Origin of the sequence: Marininema halotolerans, assembly GCF_900116235.1 — a bacterium.
GTDB classification, from domain to species: Bacteria; Bacillota; Bacilli; order Thermoactinomycetales; family DSM-45169; genus Marininema; species Marininema halotolerans.
The window spans coordinates 143297-160464 of the sequence record NZ_FPAA01000004.1 but is presented as its reverse complement, the minus strand read 5'-3'; the positions used below and the strand labels follow the sequence as shown (position 1 = coordinate 160464).

The window sequence follows — 17168 nt, the reverse complement described above, 5'->3', positions numbered from 1 at the left end:
TTCTTCGATGAATGATTGTATTAGACCAGGTATTCAGCAATCTGAACGGCGTTTGTGGCCGCTCCTTTTAACAAGTTATCGGAGACAACCCACATATTCAACCCACGAGGGTTCACCGTATCTCTACGTACACGCCCTACAAAGACCTCATCTTTCCCTGTCGCGTTCAGTGGCATGGGATAAACTTGGGCAGCGATGTCGTCTTCCAAAATAACCCCCTCCGCCTCGCGAAGTGCGTGACGAATCTCTTCCATATCAAAATCCTTGTTTAATTCTACATAAACGGATTCACTATGCCCGCGTAACACCGGCACTCGGACACAAGTGGCTGATACGCCAATACGATCATCGGAAAAGATTTTTTTGGTCTCTCGTACCATTTTCATCTCTTCCAGTGTATACCCGTTTTCCTGTGCAACATCACATTGCGGAATTGCATTAAAGGCAAGGGGATAATGTTTATCCAATGCACCTACCGGCATCACTTCTGTGCGTGGCTCTTGACCCTCAAGAATGGCTCGCGATTGCTCCTCAAGTTCTTTCATCGCTTTCGCACCAGAGCCAGAAACTGCTTGGTAAGTAGAAACAATCACGCGTTCAAAGCCAAAACGATCATACAATGGTTTGAGTGCCACAACCATTTGGATCGTTGAACAATTGGGATTAGCAATGATACCTTTATGTTTTTTGATTGCTTCTTTGTTGACCTCCGGAACGACCAGCGGTACATCAGGATCCATCCGAAAGGCGTTGGTGTTATCTACTACCACCGCCCCCCGCTTCACCGCTTCTGGAGCAAACATCTTACTAATTCCTCCACCCGCGCTGAAAAGAGCGATGTCCACGCCTTCAAAAGCTTCTGGTGTCGCCTCGCGGATTACGACCTCTTCATTCCGAAAACGAATCGTTTTGCCTGCGGAACGTTTTGAAGCAAGAGGCCGTAATTCTTTGACAGGAAAGTTCCTCGCTTCTAGGTTGCGTAATAGTTGCTCCCCGACAGCTCCGCTAGCACCGAGGATGGCTACAGTCATTTCTCGTGATGGCATGGTTAGATATCCTCCTCATAAAAGATCGCCAAAAGAATTGAAGGCCTTCGTGTGATCATTCCTTTGGAAGGCCGTTCTGATTCTATGGCGTTTTTGCACAATCTTTATCTATTATGAGGTTAAATCACGATATTTTTCAACTATCAATGGTTGTAATTGATATCCATCCATTGCTGCTACTAGGGTTTCGGGTATCGATTCCATTCTTGCGACCATGGATTTTGGCTTTCCTGCTGGGTTATCTTGACCAAAGGGAACAAAATAAACATCCCGCGCAACCAAAAGCTTTGCCAAATTGGCCGCATTAAAACCAAGGGCGTCATTGGTTGAAATAGCGATAACAACTGGCCGATGATTTCTCATCTGCGCTTTTGCTGCCATTAACACCGGGCCATCGGTGAGTGCATTGGCCAAACGAGCAAGGCTGTTCCCTGTACAAGGGGCTATTAACATACAATCAAGCATTTCCTTTGGGCCAATCGGCTCCGCTTCAGCGACGCTGTCGATCACTTTTTCACCTGTAATGGATTCCATGCTCGTTAACCATTTTTCCGCTTCACCAAATCGGCTATCGACGGTTTTCACCGTATGAGAAACAACTGGAATCACTCGTGCTCCCATGTCGACAAGCCTTTGCATTTGGGGTAGGACTTCGTCATGGGTACAATGGGATCCAGTCAATCCAAATCCAATTGTCCTCCCTGCAAAATTCATGGGCTCGACCCCTCCTCACCAAACTCTTTTGCCAACAGGCGCGTCATCGTCTGAGCCAAAATCCTGCCTGCGGTTTTTGGAGCAACAATTCCAGGGAGGCTTGGGGCTAACAAAGCCTTGATTCCTCGCTTTTCAGCATAGGCGAAATCGACACCTCCCGGCTTGGAAGCCAGATCGATTATCACCGCGCTATAGGGCATTTTTTTCAAAACAGCCTCCGTCACAACCTTTGCAGGAATGGTATTAAATAGTAAATCGATATCTCCCACTTCATTTGCTAGTTCTTCCATTGAAAATGGTAACAGTCCCATCTCTACACTCCGTGCCACGTGAGCGGGTTTACGAACCCCCACTTTCACTTGTGCGCCTAAAGCATGGAGACTCCGACAAAGGGTAACGCCGACCCTTCCTAGCCCCAACACCATAGAATTGGAACCATGGATGGTGATGTTGGTATGTTGAATCGCCATCATCAAAGCACCCTCCATCGTCGGGATGGAGTTGTAAATTGCCACATCGTCCCGTTTCAGTAGTTCAACGAGGCGAATTGTCGCCTCTTCGCATAGATTTTTCAGATATGATTTCGCAATTCCGGCATAAACGACGGCATGGGGCGGAAGCGCCCGCATATCCCTTTCGGTTAACACGAGGGTCTTTGTTGTAAAAATACTATCCACATGCCCTTCTTCATCTGTGCCGAGAATTGGCAAAATTAACATGTCGACAGTCGCCAAGAGTTCCGGGGAGATCTCCCGGTTAGTTGCTCCACTGAACGGGCTTTGCAAGTTTTCGAATCCAATCAAGCTTACTTTTGCATCGAGTGAAAGACAGCTTTTAATCACTTCCAATTGCCTAGCATCCCCGCCGATAAATGCGACATGCTTCCCTGTCAACATCTCCCTCTGAAGACCCCTTTCCCGGGGAGCTCCCCAGCGATGCCCTCCCTTCGGAAGTCGTCGCTTCCATGCATCATATGTTGACTGCCCGGCAAGGGTTACCATAGGGTTTTGCTGATTCAACTCTCGCGCGCAGAGGAGGGATGATCCACTTCAACGATGACCATTTCCGGACCAATTTTCCGAATATGTTTCCATCGAATCATTTTTTCTTCCTGTTGACGCCCAAACCATGACGAACCAATGGATAACAGCAATGCTTCAACTTTTCCGTTCTCTGGATCAATCACCAAATCAGCCTGTCCTAGGCTCCCCATTCTTTCGCCTCCTGCGATATCAATTAATTCTTTCCCTGCTAATTCACTCCATCGCATCCGATCTTCCCCCTTCGATGATGGGATGAAAAACCCGTCCTTGATTGAAATCTATCGCTTACAGAGACCCCATATGCTAAAAACGTCCCACTCCCATCCATGAAAAAAACAGATAAGTGCAAGCACTTATCTGTCCAGAAACTTGATCCAACATTTTATTATGAAGGTTGCCGATTTTTTTCGGCATAGTACTGATTTAAAATGTCATCCAGTTCGCGGCTAATTGGTAGGACTGAGGTGTGGGAAAGACGTTCACGCTCTCCCTCGATTTCACGATATAGGGCGGCTCTCAACATTTCCATCTCCCACTCCAGGGTTTCCAATCGTGCAGAACTCACCTTGTCCCCTCCGCTGCGATTTATTTGCCAGTATGGCCGAATCCACCTGCACCACGTACCGTGCTAGAAAGCTCTGCTACCTCCGTGATCTTCACCTGGGGTAACATTTGAAAAACCAGTTGCGCAATACGCTCACCACGATGAACGATAAAGGGTGCATGTCCTAAGTTATGAAGGATCACTTTGACTTCCCCACGGTAATCCGCATCAATCGTCCCTGGCGAATTCATCAGAGTAATTCCATGCTTTAATGCCAGCCCACTTCGGGGTCGAACCTGTGCTTCCAATTGTTCTGGCATCTCCAGAGATATTCCTGTGGGAATGAGCTTCCATTCTCCAGGTGCAATCGTAATCGCTTCTTCCACAGCCGCTGTTAAGTCAAATCCCGCTGCTGCTGCGGACATCTGTTTTGGCAAAGACAAATCGTCATTTCCAGGGGTTTTACAAATCTTCACATTATACAACAAGTGCATTCCTCCTGTAAGCAGCCGGCACTTTCCCTGTCGGTGATAATAATGATAACGCGATGGGTTGTGAAAAAATGGTTTGCGCAGTGCTCAAAAGATCCTCTTTATGAACCCTTCCCACCGCACTCACCACTTCGTCCAGGGACATATGACGCCCTAACAGAAGTTCATTCTTTCCAAGGCGACTCATTCGGTTATTTGTGCTCTCAAGGCTCATCATTAAACTACCTTTTAACTGCTCTTTCCCTTTTTGTAATTCATTTTCCGTCACGCCATCCTGCCGTATCTTATCAATGGTATCTAAAATGAGTGTGGTCACATCCTCTGCTTGATCATGACCGGTTCCCGCATAGATCGTAAAAAGACCACTATCCTGATATGCACTATGATACGAATAAACAGAATAAGCCAACCCACGTTCTTCCCGGATCTCCTGAAAGAGTCGTGAGCTCATATTTCCACCAAGAATGTTATTTAATAAAATTAACGAGTAAATTCGCTCATCCGTTAACGCAATTCCAGGAAACCCTAGACAAATATGGGTTTGCTCGGTTCCCTTTGCTCGTACAATGGTCTCACCCGTATATACCGGTGAATCTCCCGCGCACCGCTCCCCTTTACCAGTAAAATGGGAAAAGCGCGCTTCGACCTGCGCTAACCAATTGGTTGGTAAATTCCCAGCAACCGCAATCACCAACTCTTCGGGTCGATAATGACGGTCGCGATAATCGAGAACCGTTTCACGATCGAAGGTTTGTAGATTTTCCAGAGTCCCTAACACAGGATAACCCAAGGGGTGACGCGAATAAGCGGCTTCGGAAAGCCAATCATGGATAATATCATCGGGGGTATCCTCTACCATCCGAATCTCTTCCTCGATTACTTTTCGCTCCTTTTGGATCTCCTCCGTTTGAAATGTTGACTCAAAAAACATATCCGCCAAGACATCCATTGCATGTTCCAAATGCTCGTCCAATACTTTGGCGTAATAGCACGTTATCTCCTTTGATGTGAAGGCATTAACATGACCTCCTACTTCATCAAAGGTTTCAGCTAGCTGACGAGCAGTCCTTGTTTTTGTCCCTTTGAACATCATATGTTCTAAGAAATGAGAAATCCCGTTATTATGTGGCATCTCAAAGCGTGAACCTGTCCCAATCCACAATCCAAATGCAACAGATCGCACATGGGGAATCGATTCTGCAACCACTCGAACACCATTAGGTAGTGTATATTTTTGTATCACCGTGTGCCAAGTTCCTCCTTCACCCCATCGCCACACTCGAAGCGTGGCATATGTAATAATTTTCCGCGAAGTATCCCCACTATATCAGAAGGTACCTTTTGGCTCAACAGGATTTACCCGCTTGGAAGAGAGTACCTCCGCTACCGTTCCCAATTTTATTCCTTTTTGCTTCATCGTCCGTATAATTTGAGGCAATGCGATAGCTGATCGATCAGTGGGATGCATTAAGATCAATGCTCCATTACCGGCCTTCTCTCTCACCCGAGAAATCATCCACGCAGGGGCTGATGTTTTTCGCCAATCCACCGTATCCACCGTCCACATCACCGTTTTCATCCCCAAACCATGAGCGACCTCTACGGTCTGCTGAGTGAAATCCCCACTCGGTGGAGCAAAAAAGTGGGAGCGTGTACCCAGTTTTCGAATGAAGGACTCTGTACGTTGAATTTCCTGAGTCGCTTTTGCGCGATTAAGCCGACTCATCATCGGATGCGAATAGGCATGATTACCTATTTCATGTCCCTGTGCCAGGATCAATCGTGCCTCCTGCTCGTGCTTGGATAACCATGAACCATCTAGAAAAAATGTAGCCTTAACGTGTTCTTTGTCCAAAGTAGCCAACATGTTTGATAGATGTTCAGTCCCCCAAGCGACATTAATCATCAAAGCAGCCATTGGCTTATGTTCATTGCCACGGTAAATAGGACTGGGAGAGAGGTCATCCAGCCCTACCTTTGGAGGCACTTCTCGATAAATCCATTGCTTAGGAAAGGTTCGTTTCTCCTTGGAAGCCAATTGGTAAGTAGCCTCTTGATCCACCACACGCCCATTATAACCTGGGATCGCTTTCCACACTTTATCAAAACGAGCATCAATAGGCTTTTGTGCTCGTCTCTCTGACTCCTTTGCAATTGCATCTTGTAGCTCATCATAGGCAAAAACCGCTGGAGTCGCTCCTCTTTTCACCGTCTCGATGTAAGCCGTCACTGCTGTAGAATGAACCCCCATCCATATAACAGGCACTAAAAAGAGGATCCACCGTTTTCGTATCTGCCACTTTTTCATTAGTTGCCCCCCTGTCTGACGCTACTAACTTATGCTAGACAAGGAGCTTCTATACGAAGTCGTTGAGATAGTAAGCCCGTCTTCACCTCATAAAAAAAGAGACAGATCGCTCTGACTCTTTTTGCCTGCGAAGACTTACTCTTTCGAGTCTGTCTCGCCCTTAAGTGCTGCTTTGCGCGACAAATTGATTCGCCCTTGGTTATCAATTTCCGTTACCTTGACCATAATCGAGTCACCGAGGTTGACCACATCCGTCACTTTGTTCACCCGTTCAGAATCCAGCTGAGAGATATGTACTAGACCCTCTTTTCCAGGGAACAACTCCACGAAGGCGCCATACTTCTCCACACGTTTAACCGTGGCATTATAGATTTCGCCTACCGTAACTTCTCGGACAAGATCTTCGATCATTTGTTTCGCGCGCTCATTATTGCCTTGATCTGGCGAAGCAATATAAACACGACCATCTTGTTCGATATCGATTTTCACGCCAGTTTCATCGATAATTTTATTGATGGTACGCCCACTTGGTCCAATCACGTCCCGGATTTTATCGGGATGAATTCGTAGGGCTACGATTTTAGGAGCATAGCGGGAGAGTTCCTGGCGAGGCTCAGCAATCGCTGTTTCCATATGATCCAGGATAGTAAGTCGAGCTTGATGGGCCTGCTTTAGTGCTTCCACTAAGACAGAGCGGCTAATCTCTTCAATCTTAATATCCATCTGCAAGGCGGTGACTCCTTGACGGGTTCCAGCGACCTTAAAGTCCATATCCCCGAGATGGTCTTCCATCCCTTGGATATCTGTTAGAATCGTTACCCGATCCTCTTCTTTCACTAGACCCATTGCAATCCCTGCAACAGGAGACTTAATCGGTACACCTGCATCCATCATTGCCATGGTCGACGCACAAATACTAGCCTGGGAGCTCGATCCATTAGATTCTAATACCTCAGATACCAAACGAATCGTATAGGGAAACTCTTCTTCGGAAGGAACAACGGGTTCCAACGCCCGTTCACCCAACGCACCATGTCCAATTTCTCGTCGACCTGGTGCACGCATCGGACGCGAATCGCCTACGGAAAAGGGCGGGAAGTTGTAGTGATGCATAAAGCGCTTTGATGCTTCCAAATCGAGGCCATCTAATATTTGCACATCACCCAACGCACCAAGTGTACAGATCGAAAGTACTTGGGTTTGTCCTCTGCGAAATAGACCTGACCCATGGGTACGTGGCAGGATGCCTGTTTCACTATCCAAGGGGCGAATCTCTTCAGGAAGACGTCCGTCAGGGCGCTTTTTCTCATCCAAGATCATCCGTCGAACTTCTTCCTTCAATACCGTATTAAGAATTGAAGTGATTTCTTCTTGTTGTTCTTCTTCCGGATACTCTGATGATAGTTGTTCGATAACTTGCTCTTTTACTCCATCAATCGCCGCTTGACGCGCTTGCTTCTCGACCACTTGTGCCGCTTCAACCATGGGAGGGACAGCTAACTCTCTCACACGACGATCCAATTCAGGATCAACCTGGATTAGCTCTGGCACCATTTTTTCTTGACCAATCTCTGCAATAATGCGTTCTTGGAAAGCAATATTTTCTTTGATGGCATCGTGACCAAAGAGAATCGCTTCTAACATTACTTCCTCAGAGATCTCTTGTGCCCCTGCTTCTACCATATTAACTCCGTGACGAGTCCCAGCAACAACTAGATGCAAATCACTCTGTTCCGATTCCTCAACCGTTGGGTTTAGAATCAGTTGACCGTCCACTCGACCTACGATTACCCCAGCAATGGGTCCAGCAAAGGGAATATCCGACACACCTAAAGCGGCGGATGCACCAATCATTGCTGCAACTTCTGAAGAACAATCCTGATCCACCGACATCACTGTCGTAACGACTTGCACATCATTTCGAAAGCCCTCTGGAAAGAGTGGTCGAATCGGTCGATCAATCAAGCGGCTGGCTAGAACCGCCTTTTCACTCGGACGTCCTTCCCGTTTAATAAAGCCTCCTGGGATTTTCCCTACTGCATAGAGTCGCTCTTCATAGTTAACGGTTAGGGGAAAGAAACCCATGTTTTTTGGTTTTTCTGATGCAACAACCGTAGCTAATACAGCGGTTTCTCCATATCGTACAAAAACGGCGCCGTTTGCTTGATTTGCAAATTTCCCAAACTCCAAGGTGAGCATCCGGCCAGCCAGTTCGGTTTCATATCGCACGTTTTCCATTATGATTCTCACTCCTCCTCTCATGGGAGACATTACCCTTTACTTTTCTGCATTCATCCAGTATATCCTTTTGACGCAAATTTAGATCGGACTACGAAAAAAGCGGGGGAAATCCCCGCTTTGCTGTGTTACCGACGTAAACCAAGTTTTCCAATCACTGTCCGGTACCGTGCGATGTCGTTGTTCTTCAGGTAGTTGAGTAGGTTACGACGTTGCCCAACCATCTTCAGAAGACCACGGCGGGAGTGATGATCCTTCTTATGATCACGCAAATGATCATTCAATTCGTTGATCCGCGTGGTCAGAATAGCGATCTGCACTTCTGGAGAACCCGTATCATTCTCGTGGGTTTTAAACTCGCTAATAATCTGTTGTTTACGCTCCAAAGACAAGCTCATTACTTTCACCTCCTTCAATATTGAACCCCCCTTGGCCCAGGACAACGCCGAGGCAGTCGATGAACCGCGCCAAGGGTTATGGTTAAAGTGAGTCGATACCCACTCTAGCACATCCAACAGTATAGCATACAAACCTTATCAGAGTAAATAATTGCAAAAGAGAATTCACTTACGCTCCAAGAGCACTCGTGCATCACGTTCATCCCGTTGTAGCTGATCAATTAAATCCGCGACTGAACCAAAGCGCTTTTCTTCTCGCAGACGATGGTGGAAGTGAACGATCAGTTCCTCCCCATATAAGTCGATATCGCGATCAAAAAGATGAACCTCTAGTGTACGTTGGGCAGTCGGATTCTTAAAGGTGGGTCGATGACCAATATTCATCATGCCTTCTGCCACCTGATTCTCTCCCCATGTTACCTTGACCGCATATACACCTTCGAGGGGAACGGTATACGGCTCCTCTAACGATAGGTTGGCCGTTGGATAGCCGATCGTACGCCCTCGTTGATCCCCTTTTTCAACTCGACCACGAAGGGAGTACGGACGCCCTAATATCTTCGTCGCTTCCTCAACTTTGCCAGCGTCTAATAGGCGCCGTAGGCGGGAACTCGACATGGGTTGTCCCTCTAGATCAATCGGAGGAGCGACCACAGCTTGAAAGTGCCCCTCTCCTAACTGGCGTAAATCCGCTGGCTTCCCGGCTGCACCTCGTCCGAAGGAGAAGTTGAAACCACAAGCCATCCCCGTCACACCCAAGGGAAGCAAGACCCTCTCAACAAAATCTTCCTTCGATAGTCCTGCAAATTCTTTATCAAAGCGTACAACGTATGTCCGATCGACTCCCAAATCCGCAAACTGTCGTAATTTTTCTGGCAAAGGCGTTAAATAATGACTCATTTTCCCCTTTCCCAACACTTCCCTTGGGTGGGGGTGAAAGGTCATCACACCTGTCTTTGCATCGGTTTCTTCCGCTAGTCGACGGGCCTGTTCGATCACTGATTGATGGCCCCGATGGACCCCGTCGAAGTAGCCAATTGCCAGAGCAACTGGGCCCGAAGGAACTTCCTCCCTCAGCGGATATGATATATGGATGGTCTCCATCGGTGTCATCTCCTATCCCGTCACCACTCTCGGAAAACTTTTTCCGGATCAGCCCTTCTCTCATCTACCTGTCGGTATAAACCGCAGAATCGACCATCCTCCGTATACACTCGATAACGTAAGGATTCTGGCAGTAGCATTTCCTCTTCTTCCCACTCCAACGACAACCCATTCATCAGATCCCCATAGTGTTCATTGGCAAGAACCATACTTGGAAAATGGGGTAACGCTTCCCCAGGCCCGGTTAAAACATCTTCCCAAGTACCCTGTGCCGCAACTTCCGTCAACTCCTCTAAAGTAAAACAATCCTCAAGGGTAAACGGACCACTGTTCACACGGACAAGATGCGCCATATGGGCAGGCACACCTAGATCATCTCCGATATCGACACAAAGCGTACGCACATAGGTACCTTTCGAACACCATACATCAAAATCGATCACTGGGTGATTCCCTTCTTTAAAATCCATTTGTTGCAACGAATAGATTACCGCACGACGTGGGGAGCGTTTCACCTCTTTGCCTTCCCTTGCATATTCATACAAGCGCCGTCCATCGACCTTGACAGCGGATACCATGGGAGGAATTTGCTCAATTTCACCCGTAAATCGCATAAAGGCTTCATCCACTTGCTGAGAAGTGATGTCCACCTTCTCTACATCTACAAGGGTCTGTCCAGAGGCATCCTGGGTATCGGTGGACCGACCGAAGACAAGCTTCCCTTGATATCGTTTTGGCAGATGCTGTACATATTCCGCAATGCGTGTCGCTTGTCCCAAACAAATAGGCAGCACCCCTTCGACATCAGGGTCGAGTGTTCCGGTATGACCGACGCGTTTTTGTCCAGCTAATCGGCGAATCCGAGAGACAACATCATGAGAGGTCATTCCCGCTGCTTTTTTTACTGGAAGCACTCCATGAAGCATTCAGGATTCACTCCCTTCTCGCAAGCGTTGCTTCACCTGATCAAGAAGGCGACGTTCCACTTCATTACGTGATCCACGTAAAGTACAGCCAGCAGCACGGGCATGTCCGCCCCCACCTAAGGACTGAGCCAATGCGCCGACATCCACAATCTCTCGGGAGCGAAGCGATGCTTTAACATCCCCGGTAGAAGTCTCTCGAAATAAAATACCGACATCCACGCCTACCACATTGCGTGCATAATTGACAATCCCATCCATGTCGTTTTCATTCGCACCCGTCATGATAAAGTCTTGTCGAGATAACCACATCCATGCGATTCTGCCTTCGTCAGCAAAGGTGAGTGTATCAAGTGATCGCTGAAGAAGTTGCAGTTGGTTTTGTGTCATCGTCTCTAATGTGCGATCAGCAATTCCAGCTGCATCCACACCAACTGCTAACAGTCGTGATGCCAACTTCATAACCGCAGGAGTTGTGTTAGCGTAACGAAAACCACCCGTGTCCGTCAGTAGTCCTGTATAAAGTGATTCTGCCAAGATAAGATCCCAGGTCAAACCCAGCTCATCGGCTAACTGACATAAAATTTCCGTTGTTGATGCTGCATGATCAATGATTAAATTAACCGCACCAAAACGATCATTTGTCGGATGGTGATCAATATTTAAGATGTGCCCATCTTCAGCGATGAATGGTTCGATATCACCCATCCGCTCTGCATCCGCTACATCCACCGCCACCACGCGGGAAAAGGGATCCCCCTCCCGCACTTGCTCCGGGGTGAGGATCCTTTTTGAATGGGAAAGAAATGCAAATTTTTCAGGGACTCCGCTCGCATTGATTAGGGTATAACTTTTCCCCAATTGATCCAAAATCGAAGCCACCGCACAGGTTGATCCGATCGCGTCACCATCCGGATGGATGTGGGAAACCACTAAAAAGCGATCTCCCTCTTGGAGAAAATTTACAGCTTCCGCCCAGTTATTGTTCTTCATCCTTATTCACTTCTTCCAACAGCTTGGAAATATGGTTTCCATGTTCGATGGATCCATCGAACTTAAAAACCAATTCGGGTGTATGACGAAGCTGGATGCGTCGACCCAGTTCCGAACGGAGGAAACCCTTCGCTTTTTCTAATCCCTCTAGCGATTCCTTCTTCTTTTCATCATCGCCATAGACACTGATAAATACCTTTGCTTGTTGCAAGTCCCCACTCATCTCTACCGCCGTTACTGTAACAAATCCGATGCGTGGATCCTTCATTTCTTGTTGTAGTACCTGACTTAGTTCTTTTTTTATCTGTTCGCCGACTCGACTCGCACGGATACGGGACATCGACGACACCTCCTGTTTGCCTAATCCCTTCCTAGTTGGTCAATCCAACCGGTACCCTACTTATAGGAAGGATATATCAGCATCAATAATCTCTAACCCGTCGATGTTTTCCAATAGGTTGAGGGCGAGCGTCAGCTCACGTTCTAAGAGCCTCTTATCGCTCGCCACTCCTCCCACTGCCATCATCGCCATCTGCCGATCGTCCTGAGCCCCTACTTCGGCTGTGGATAGATTAAATCGCTGCCGAACTCGTTCAAGACCGCTTTTCACTACGCTCCGCTTCTCTTTTAGAGATCGGGAGCCTAAGATCCGACAACGGCACTCCAATAGGCCGACGACCAGCTGATCAGCGTGCAATTTCTTCCATGATGAAAACTTCGATAATGTCTCCCTCATGAATATCATTGTAATTTTTAAGGGTCACACCACATTCATAACCTTGAGCCACTTCTTTGGCATCATCCTTAAAGCGTTTCAATGCATCAATATCGCCTTCGTGAACGACTACACCATCACGAATTAATTGTGCTTTCCCATCACGAACAATTTTGCCTTCAGTCACATAGCAACCTGCGATGGTACCCACTTTAGACACTTTAAAGGTTTGCCGTACCTCTGCCCGACCCACAACCTTTTCCCGGAATTCAGGATCGAGCATCCCTTTCATCGCGGATTCAATCTCTTCAATGACATTGTAGATCACACGATGAAGTCGAATATCTACTTTTTCTTGGTCTGCTGTCACACGAGCGTTCGGTTCAGGGCGGACGTTAAATCCAATCACAATCGCATTGGAAGCGGAAGCAAGGGTCACATCGGATTCCGTAATCGCGCCTGCACCCGAGTGTTTAATATTAATACGTACGCCAGCAACATCGATTTTTTCCAAGGAACTGCGTAAAGCTTCTGCTGATCCTTGTACATCCGCTTTGATGATGACGTTCAGATCTTTTACATCGCCTTCTTGAATCTGTTTGAAGAGATCGTCCAATGTAACCCGGCTGGATGCCCCGAGCTCAGACTGCTGCTTCTTTTGCTCCCGTGCAGCTGCCACATCCCGTGCTTTTTTCTCATCTTCATAGACGATAAAGGGATCCCCTGCAGCGGGTACATCTGCTAAGCCAAGAATCTCTACTGGTGTAGAAGGACCTGCTGTTTTTACTCGTTTCCCAAGGTCATTCACCATCGCCCGAATCTTACCGAAGTAAGGACCCGCTACGACCGCATCTCCTACTTGCAAGGTACCATTTTGCACCAATATCGTTGCAACAGTTCCCCGGCCTTTATCAAGTTCCGCCTCGATAACGACTCCACGCGCTCGTTTATCCGGGTTGGCTTTATATTCTTCCACTTCTGAGACAAGCAGAATCATTTCAAGAATGTCATCGATCCCTTCACCTGTTACCGCTGAAACGGGAACAAAGATGGCATCGCCACCCCACTCCTCAGGTACAAGACCATGTTCGGAGAGTTGTTGTTTCACTCTGTCTGGATTCGCTTCTGGTTTATCCATTTTGTTCACAGCGACAATGATCGGTACCTCAGCTGCTTTCGCATGGTTAATCGCTTCGATGGTTTGTGGCATGACACCATCATCCGCAGCAACTACGAGGATGGTTATATCCGTTACCTGAGCCCCACGTGCCCGCATGGTTGTAAAGGCAGCATGACCTGGCGTATCCAAAAAAGTGACTTTCTTTCCTTTTTTCTCCACTTGATACGCACCAATATGTTGAGTAATTCCGCCAGCTTCCCCTGCGGTTACCTTCGTCTGCCGAATCGTATCGAGTAGCGTCGTTTTCCCATGATCGACGTGACCCATGATGGTTACAACCGGAGGACGCTCTTTTAAATCTGCCTGATCATCTTCTTCTTCGATGTTTTCAAAGGCAGATTCATCAATTTTCTCTTTATAGTTCATCTTCGCGCCAAATTCTTCAGACACAAGACCAATGGTGTCCACATCAATCTCCTGGTTAATGGTCGCCATCGTCCCCATGCTGATTAACTTCTTGATCACTTCTGAAGCTTCTCGGCGTAATAGACGTGCAACTTCCCCCACAGTCATTGGTCCACTTACTTCAATTTCGGAAGGGAGTACAGGTGCTTGCTTTGGTGCTTGGGAACGGCGATTGTCTCTTCTTCCACCCCGACGGCCTCCACGGTTTCCACCGCCACCAAAGTTGCTACGTCCCCCGCGATTGTTTGCGTTTCGACGGTCGCCGCCACCACGATTCTCTCCACCTTGGTTGCTGCGATTTCCTTGACTGCGGTTGCCTTGGCCACCGCCTTGACTACGGTTGCCTTGGCCGCCACCTTGACTGCGGTTGCCTTGGCTGCCACCTTGACTGCGGTTGCCTTGGCTGCCGCCTTGACTGCGGTTGCCTTGGCCGCCACCTTGACTGCGGTTACCTTGGCCACCGCCTTGACTGCGGTTGCCTTGGCCACCGCCTTGACTGCGGTTGCCTTGGCCACCGCCTTGACTGCGGTTGCCTTGGCCACCACCTTGACTGCGGTTGCCTTGGCCACCACCTTGACTGCGATTGCCTTGGCCACCGCCTTGACTACGATTGCCTTGGCCGCCTTGATTGCGGCTTTCCGATTTCTGATGCGTCGTTTTCTGTTCCGTTTTCTCCGCCCCCTGCTTTACATCTTTAAAAAATTTCTCTACCTTATTAACTGCTTCATCATCCATTACGCTCATATGGTTGTTCACTTCCACACCCATACGCTTTAGGATGGTAATCACTTCTTTACTGCTCATATCCAGGTTTTTAGCATACTCATATACGCGAATCTTCGACAAATCAGCCACCCCCGTCAGTTGCTGGTATCCGATTCCTCATCGCACGTGAGAAGCCAGGGTCCGTAATGGCGATCACTACACGCTCCGCTTTCCCCACTGCCCTGCCCAACGCCTGACGGGAACCTGCCTGGGACAACGGGACTTGATAGGTAGAGCATTTGTCCGTGATTTTCTTGTAGGTATTCGCAGAAGCATCATCGGACAAGAGAACCAGATGTGCTTTACCTGATCGCACAACCTTTAGAACCTGTTCTTCTCCTGAAACGACCTTCCCTGCGCGCATCGCTAGTCCTAGAAGCTGGTACATTCTATCCATTTAGTTTGCCCTTTGCAATGAACGCATGCAACTCATCGTACAGTTCATCATTGACCTTCATTTTCAATGCTCGCTCGAGGGCTTTCCGCTTCTTTGCCATCTCGACATAGTCAGCTTCCGCCCGGAGATATGCCCCCCGCCCCGATTGTTTACCAGTCGGGTCAATTTGAACTTCTCCATCCGGGGTTCGCACAACCCGGATCAGTTCCTTTTTAGGGAACATCTCTTGGGATGCCACACATTTACGCATGGGCACTTTGCGTGTTTTCAACACGGACCACCTCCTTGCGGATGGATTTACGCCCGGTCGAGATCAGGATGTTCATCCATCACTTCTTCGACCTGCTCTGGCTCCTTAACTGCTGCCCCATCAGTTCCTTCAGACTCATTTTTAATATCAATTTTCCAACCTGTCAACTTCGCAGCCAGGCGAGCATTTTGCCCTTCCTTCCCAATCGCTAGAGAAAGTTGATGATCGGGTACGATCACACGAGCAATTTTTTCTTCCTCGCGAATATCGACACTCACTACCTTCGAAGGACTAAGCGCGTTGGAAACAAACTCAATCGGATCTTCAGACCACCTTACAATATCCACCTTCTCGCCACGAAGCTCGTTGACGATGGTTTGAACCCGCATCCCCCGGTGACCCACACAGGCTCCCACCGGATCCACTTGTTCATCCCGGGTTGCTACCGCAATTTTAGACCGTTGACCCGCTTCTCTTGCTACTGAGCGAATTTCAACAATGCCTTCGTAGATTTCGGGTACCTCAAGTTCAAAAAGGCGCTTAAGTAAGCCTGGATGGGTACGTGACACAAACACTTGCGGTCCCTTAGTGGACTTCTCCACCCGTGTGATAAATGCTTTCACCCGATCATTATGTTTAAACCGCTCCCCAGGCATTGTTTCCGCATGAGGCAGGAGCGCTTCCACCCGACCTAAATCAATAAAATAGTTGCGATTATCCGAGCGTTGCACAATTCCTGTTACGATATCCTCTTCACGATCTGCGAATTCTTCATAGATAATGCTGCGTTCCGCTTCTCGGATCCGCTGTGTAACCACTTGTTTCGCTGTCTGAGCCGCAATACGCCCAAAGTCAGCAGGAGTTACTTCAATTTCTACGATATCATCGAGTTCATATGAGGGAAGAATCTCCTGAGCCGCGTCCAGTGAGATTTCCAGGCGAGGATCTAACGCTTCTTCCACTACGGTTTTACGAGCAAAAACACGCACTTGTCCTGTATCCCTATCAATATCGACACGTACGTTTTGTGCCGAGTGGAAGTTGCGTTTATATCCCGAGATCAAAGCCGCTTCAATCGCCTCAATCAAGACCTCTTTACGAATGCCCTTTTCTTTCTCTAATTGATTGAGGGCTTCGATGAACTCTGCATTCATCGCCACTTCTCCTCCCTTCGATTAAACCACAAAGACCCGCTTCGCTTTGGCTATTTTATCGGTTGGAATTTCCACTGAATCCCCTTCAATATCAAGAATCACTTTTCCATCGGGTCCTCCGGAATATTCGAGGAGCTCTCCCTCGAATGATTTTTTCCCGTCCAACGCTTTATACGTGGTGATTAACACCCGACTTCCAATAGCCTGTGTAAAGTGGTCTTCTTTTTTCAGAGACCGCTCTATCCCTGGGGAAGAGACTTCTAAAAAGTAACCCTCTGAAATTAGATTACCCTCATCCAGTTCAGCGCTGAGCCGTTCGCTGATCCGACTGCAATCATCGAGGTCCACTTTTCCTTGAGGTCGGTCGATATACACACGAAGGAACCAGTTCTTTCCTTCCTTCGTAAATTCCGTATCATACAGCTCCAACCCTTCTTTCTCCAAGATCGGAACCGCCAATGCCTCGACAGTCTCTACGACTTTACGGCTCACCCCAAATT

Annotated in this window: 20 protein-coding genes; all 20 read right to left on the bottom strand. The window is 48.0% G+C overall.

All coding sequences use genetic code 11. The annotated features are described in order from the left end of the window. Positions 1-20 precede the first annotated feature (20 nt). Complete coding sequence (locus CHX35_RS06580; protein WP_091835766.1) at positions 21-1046, bottom strand: aspartate-semialdehyde dehydrogenase; 1026 nt, start codon at positions 1044-1046, stop codon at positions 21-23. A 111-nt stretch (positions 1047-1157) separates the two neighbouring features. Continuing rightward, a complete protein-coding gene (locus CHX35_RS06575; protein WP_091835764.1) occupies positions 1158-1760 on the bottom strand; it encodes a dipicolinate synthase subunit B in 603 nt (200 codons plus the stop codon). Continuing rightward, the gene (gene dpsA / locus CHX35_RS06570; protein ID WP_091836176.1) at positions 1757-2656 is read right to left on the bottom strand and encodes a dipicolinate synthase subunit DpsA; all 900 of its coding nucleotides are present in this window, start codon (positions 2654-2656) and stop codon (positions 1757-1759) included. Before dpsA ends, CHX35_RS06575 begins: the two co-directional genes overlap by 4 nt. Positions 2657-2775: 119 nt before the next feature. Further along, positions 2776-3030, bottom strand: a complete 255-nt coding sequence (locus tag CHX35_RS06565; RefSeq protein WP_091835761.1) for a YlmC/YmxH family sporulation protein — start codon at positions 3028-3030, stop codon at positions 2776-2778. 158 nt (positions 3031-3188) lie between these two features. Further along, positions 3189-3368 carry an aspartyl-phosphate phosphatase Spo0E family protein gene (locus CHX35_RS06560; protein ID WP_091835758.1) on the bottom strand — a complete coding sequence of 60 codons (180 nt, stop codon included), beginning with the start codon at positions 3366-3368 and terminating at the stop codon, positions 3189-3191. A 20-nt stretch (positions 3369-3388) separates the two neighbouring features. Continuing rightward, positions 3389-3841, bottom strand: a complete 453-nt coding sequence (gene dut, locus CHX35_RS06555; RefSeq protein ID WP_176391937.1) for a dUTP diphosphatase — start codon at positions 3839-3841, stop codon at positions 3389-3391. Then, a complete protein-coding gene (locus CHX35_RS06550) occupies positions 3825-5081 on the bottom strand; it encodes a M16 family metallopeptidase (protein WP_091835756.1) in 1257 nt (418 codons plus the stop codon). Before CHX35_RS06550 ends, dut begins: the two co-directional genes overlap by 17 nt. A gap of 84 nt (positions 5082-5165) precedes the next feature. Next, positions 5166-6146: a polysaccharide deacetylase family protein gene (locus CHX35_RS06545; RefSeq protein WP_091835753.1), complete on the bottom strand. Its 981-nt coding sequence runs from the start codon at positions 6144-6146 to the stop codon at positions 5166-5168. A gap of 135 nt (positions 6147-6281) precedes the next feature. Further along, positions 6282-8384, bottom strand: a complete 2103-nt coding sequence (gene pnp, locus CHX35_RS06540; RefSeq protein ID WP_091835750.1) for a polyribonucleotide nucleotidyltransferase — start codon at positions 8382-8384, stop codon at positions 6282-6284. A gap of 128 nt (positions 8385-8512) precedes the next feature. After that, entirely contained in the window at positions 8513-8782 is a 270-nt protein-coding gene (gene rpsO, locus CHX35_RS06535; RefSeq protein ID WP_091836173.1) for a 30S ribosomal protein S15, read from the bottom strand. A 165-nt stretch (positions 8783-8947) separates the two neighbouring features. Beyond that, positions 8948-9886 (bottom strand): bifunctional riboflavin kinase/FAD synthetase, encoded by a 939-nt coding sequence (locus CHX35_RS06530; RefSeq protein WP_176391936.1) that lies wholly within the window; start codon positions 9884-9886, stop codon positions 8948-8950. Between the two features lie 20 nt (positions 9887-9906). Further along, a complete protein-coding gene (gene truB / locus CHX35_RS06525) occupies positions 9907-10812 on the bottom strand; it encodes a tRNA pseudouridine(55) synthase TruB (protein ID WP_091835744.1) in 906 nt (301 codons plus the stop codon). Continuing rightward, positions 10813-11802 carry a DHH family phosphoesterase gene (locus CHX35_RS06520; protein ID WP_091835741.1) on the bottom strand — a complete coding sequence of 330 codons (990 nt, stop codon included), beginning with the start codon at positions 11800-11802 and terminating at the stop codon, positions 10813-10815. Next, positions 11789-12142: a 30S ribosome-binding factor RbfA gene (rbfA, locus tag CHX35_RS06515; RefSeq protein WP_091835738.1), complete on the bottom strand. Its 354-nt coding sequence runs from the start codon at positions 12140-12142 to the stop codon at positions 11789-11791. The genes CHX35_RS06520 and rbfA overlap by 14 nt, the downstream gene beginning before the upstream one ends. A 60-nt stretch (positions 12143-12202) precedes the next feature. Beyond that, positions 12203-12538 carry a DUF503 domain-containing protein gene (locus tag CHX35_RS06510; protein ID WP_245838682.1) on the bottom strand — a complete coding sequence of 112 codons (336 nt, stop codon included), beginning with the start codon at positions 12536-12538 and terminating at the stop codon, positions 12203-12205. Next, complete coding sequence (gene infB / locus CHX35_RS06505; RefSeq protein WP_425435310.1) at positions 12489-14966, bottom strand: translation initiation factor IF-2; 2478 nt, start codon at positions 14964-14966, stop codon at positions 12489-12491. The genes CHX35_RS06510 and infB overlap by 50 nt, the downstream gene beginning before the upstream one ends. Beyond that, the gene (locus tag CHX35_RS06500) at positions 14950-15264 is read right to left on the bottom strand and encodes a YlxQ family RNA-binding protein (RefSeq protein WP_091835732.1); all 315 of its coding nucleotides are present in this window, start codon (positions 15262-15264) and stop codon (positions 14950-14952) included. The genes infB and CHX35_RS06500 overlap by 17 nt, the downstream gene beginning before the upstream one ends. Continuing rightward, positions 15257-15535 (bottom strand): RNase P modulator RnpM, encoded by a 279-nt coding sequence (rnpM, locus tag CHX35_RS06495; protein WP_091836169.1) that lies wholly within the window; start codon positions 15533-15535, stop codon positions 15257-15259. Before rnpM ends, CHX35_RS06500 begins: the two co-directional genes overlap by 8 nt. A 26-nt stretch (positions 15536-15561) precedes the next feature. Continuing rightward, positions 15562-16668 (bottom strand): transcription termination factor NusA, encoded by a 1107-nt coding sequence (gene nusA, locus CHX35_RS06490; protein ID WP_091835730.1) that lies wholly within the window; start codon positions 16666-16668, stop codon positions 15562-15564. A 21-nt stretch (positions 16669-16689) separates the two neighbouring features. After that, positions 16690-17160, bottom strand: coding sequence for a ribosome maturation factor RimP (locus CHX35_RS06485; RefSeq protein ID WP_091835727.1), 471 nt, complete (start codon positions 17158-17160; stop codon positions 16690-16692). Positions 17161-17168: the final 8 nt, after the last annotated feature.

Excerpts from the sequence above, each read along its gene's own strand:
- CHX35_RS06580 (WP_091835766.1), bottom strand. The coding sequence starts at position 1,046 with ATGCCATCACGAGAAATGACTGTAGCCATCCTCGGTGCTAGCGGAGCT.
- CHX35_RS06575 (WP_091835764.1), bottom strand. The coding sequence starts at position 1,760 with ATGAATTTTGCAGGGAGGACAATTGGATTTGGATTGACTGGATCCCAT.
- dpsA (WP_091836176.1), bottom strand. The coding sequence starts at position 2,656 with ATGTTGACAGGGAAGCATGTCGCATTTATCGGCGGGGATGCTAGGCAA.
- CHX35_RS06565 (WP_091835761.1), bottom strand. The coding sequence starts at position 3,030 with ATGCGATGGAGTGAATTAGCAGGGAAAGAATTAATTGATATCGCAGGA.
- dut (WP_176391937.1), bottom strand. The coding sequence starts at position 3,841 with ATGCACTTGTTGTATAATGTGAAGATTTGTAAAACCCCTGGAAATGAC.
- CHX35_RS06545 (WP_091835753.1), bottom strand. The coding sequence starts at position 6,146 with ATGAAAAAGTGGCAGATACGAAAACGGTGGATCCTCTTTTTAGTGCCT.
- pnp (WP_091835750.1), bottom strand. The coding sequence starts at position 8,384 with ATGGAAAACGTGCGATATGAAACCGAACTGGCTGGCCGGATGCTCACC.
- rpsO (WP_091836173.1), bottom strand. The coding sequence starts at position 8,782 with ATGAGCTTGTCTTTGGAGCGTAAACAACAGATTATTAGCGAGTTTAAA.
- CHX35_RS06530 (WP_176391936.1), bottom strand. The coding sequence starts at position 9,886 with ATGGAGACCATCCATATATCATATCCGCTGAGGGAGGAAGTTCCTTCG.
- truB (WP_091835744.1), bottom strand. The coding sequence starts at position 10,812 with ATGCTTCATGGAGTGCTTCCAGTAAAAAAAGCAGCGGGAATGACCTCT.
- CHX35_RS06520 (WP_091835741.1), bottom strand. The coding sequence starts at position 11,802 with ATGAAGAACAATAACTGGGCGGAAGCTGTAAATTTTCTCCAAGAGGGA.
- rbfA (WP_091835738.1), bottom strand. The coding sequence starts at position 12,142 with ATGTCCCGTATCCGTGCGAGTCGAGTCGGCGAACAGATAAAAAAAGAA.
- CHX35_RS06510 (WP_245838682.1), bottom strand. The coding sequence starts at position 12,538 with ATGAGGGAGACATTATCGAAGTTTTCATCATGGAAGAAATTGCACGCT.
- CHX35_RS06500 (WP_091835732.1), bottom strand. The coding sequence starts at position 15,264 with ATGGATAGAATGTACCAGCTTCTAGGACTAGCGATGCGCGCAGGGAAG.
- nusA (WP_091835730.1), bottom strand. The coding sequence starts at position 16,668 with ATGAATGCAGAGTTCATCGAAGCCCTCAATCAATTAGAGAAAGAAAAG.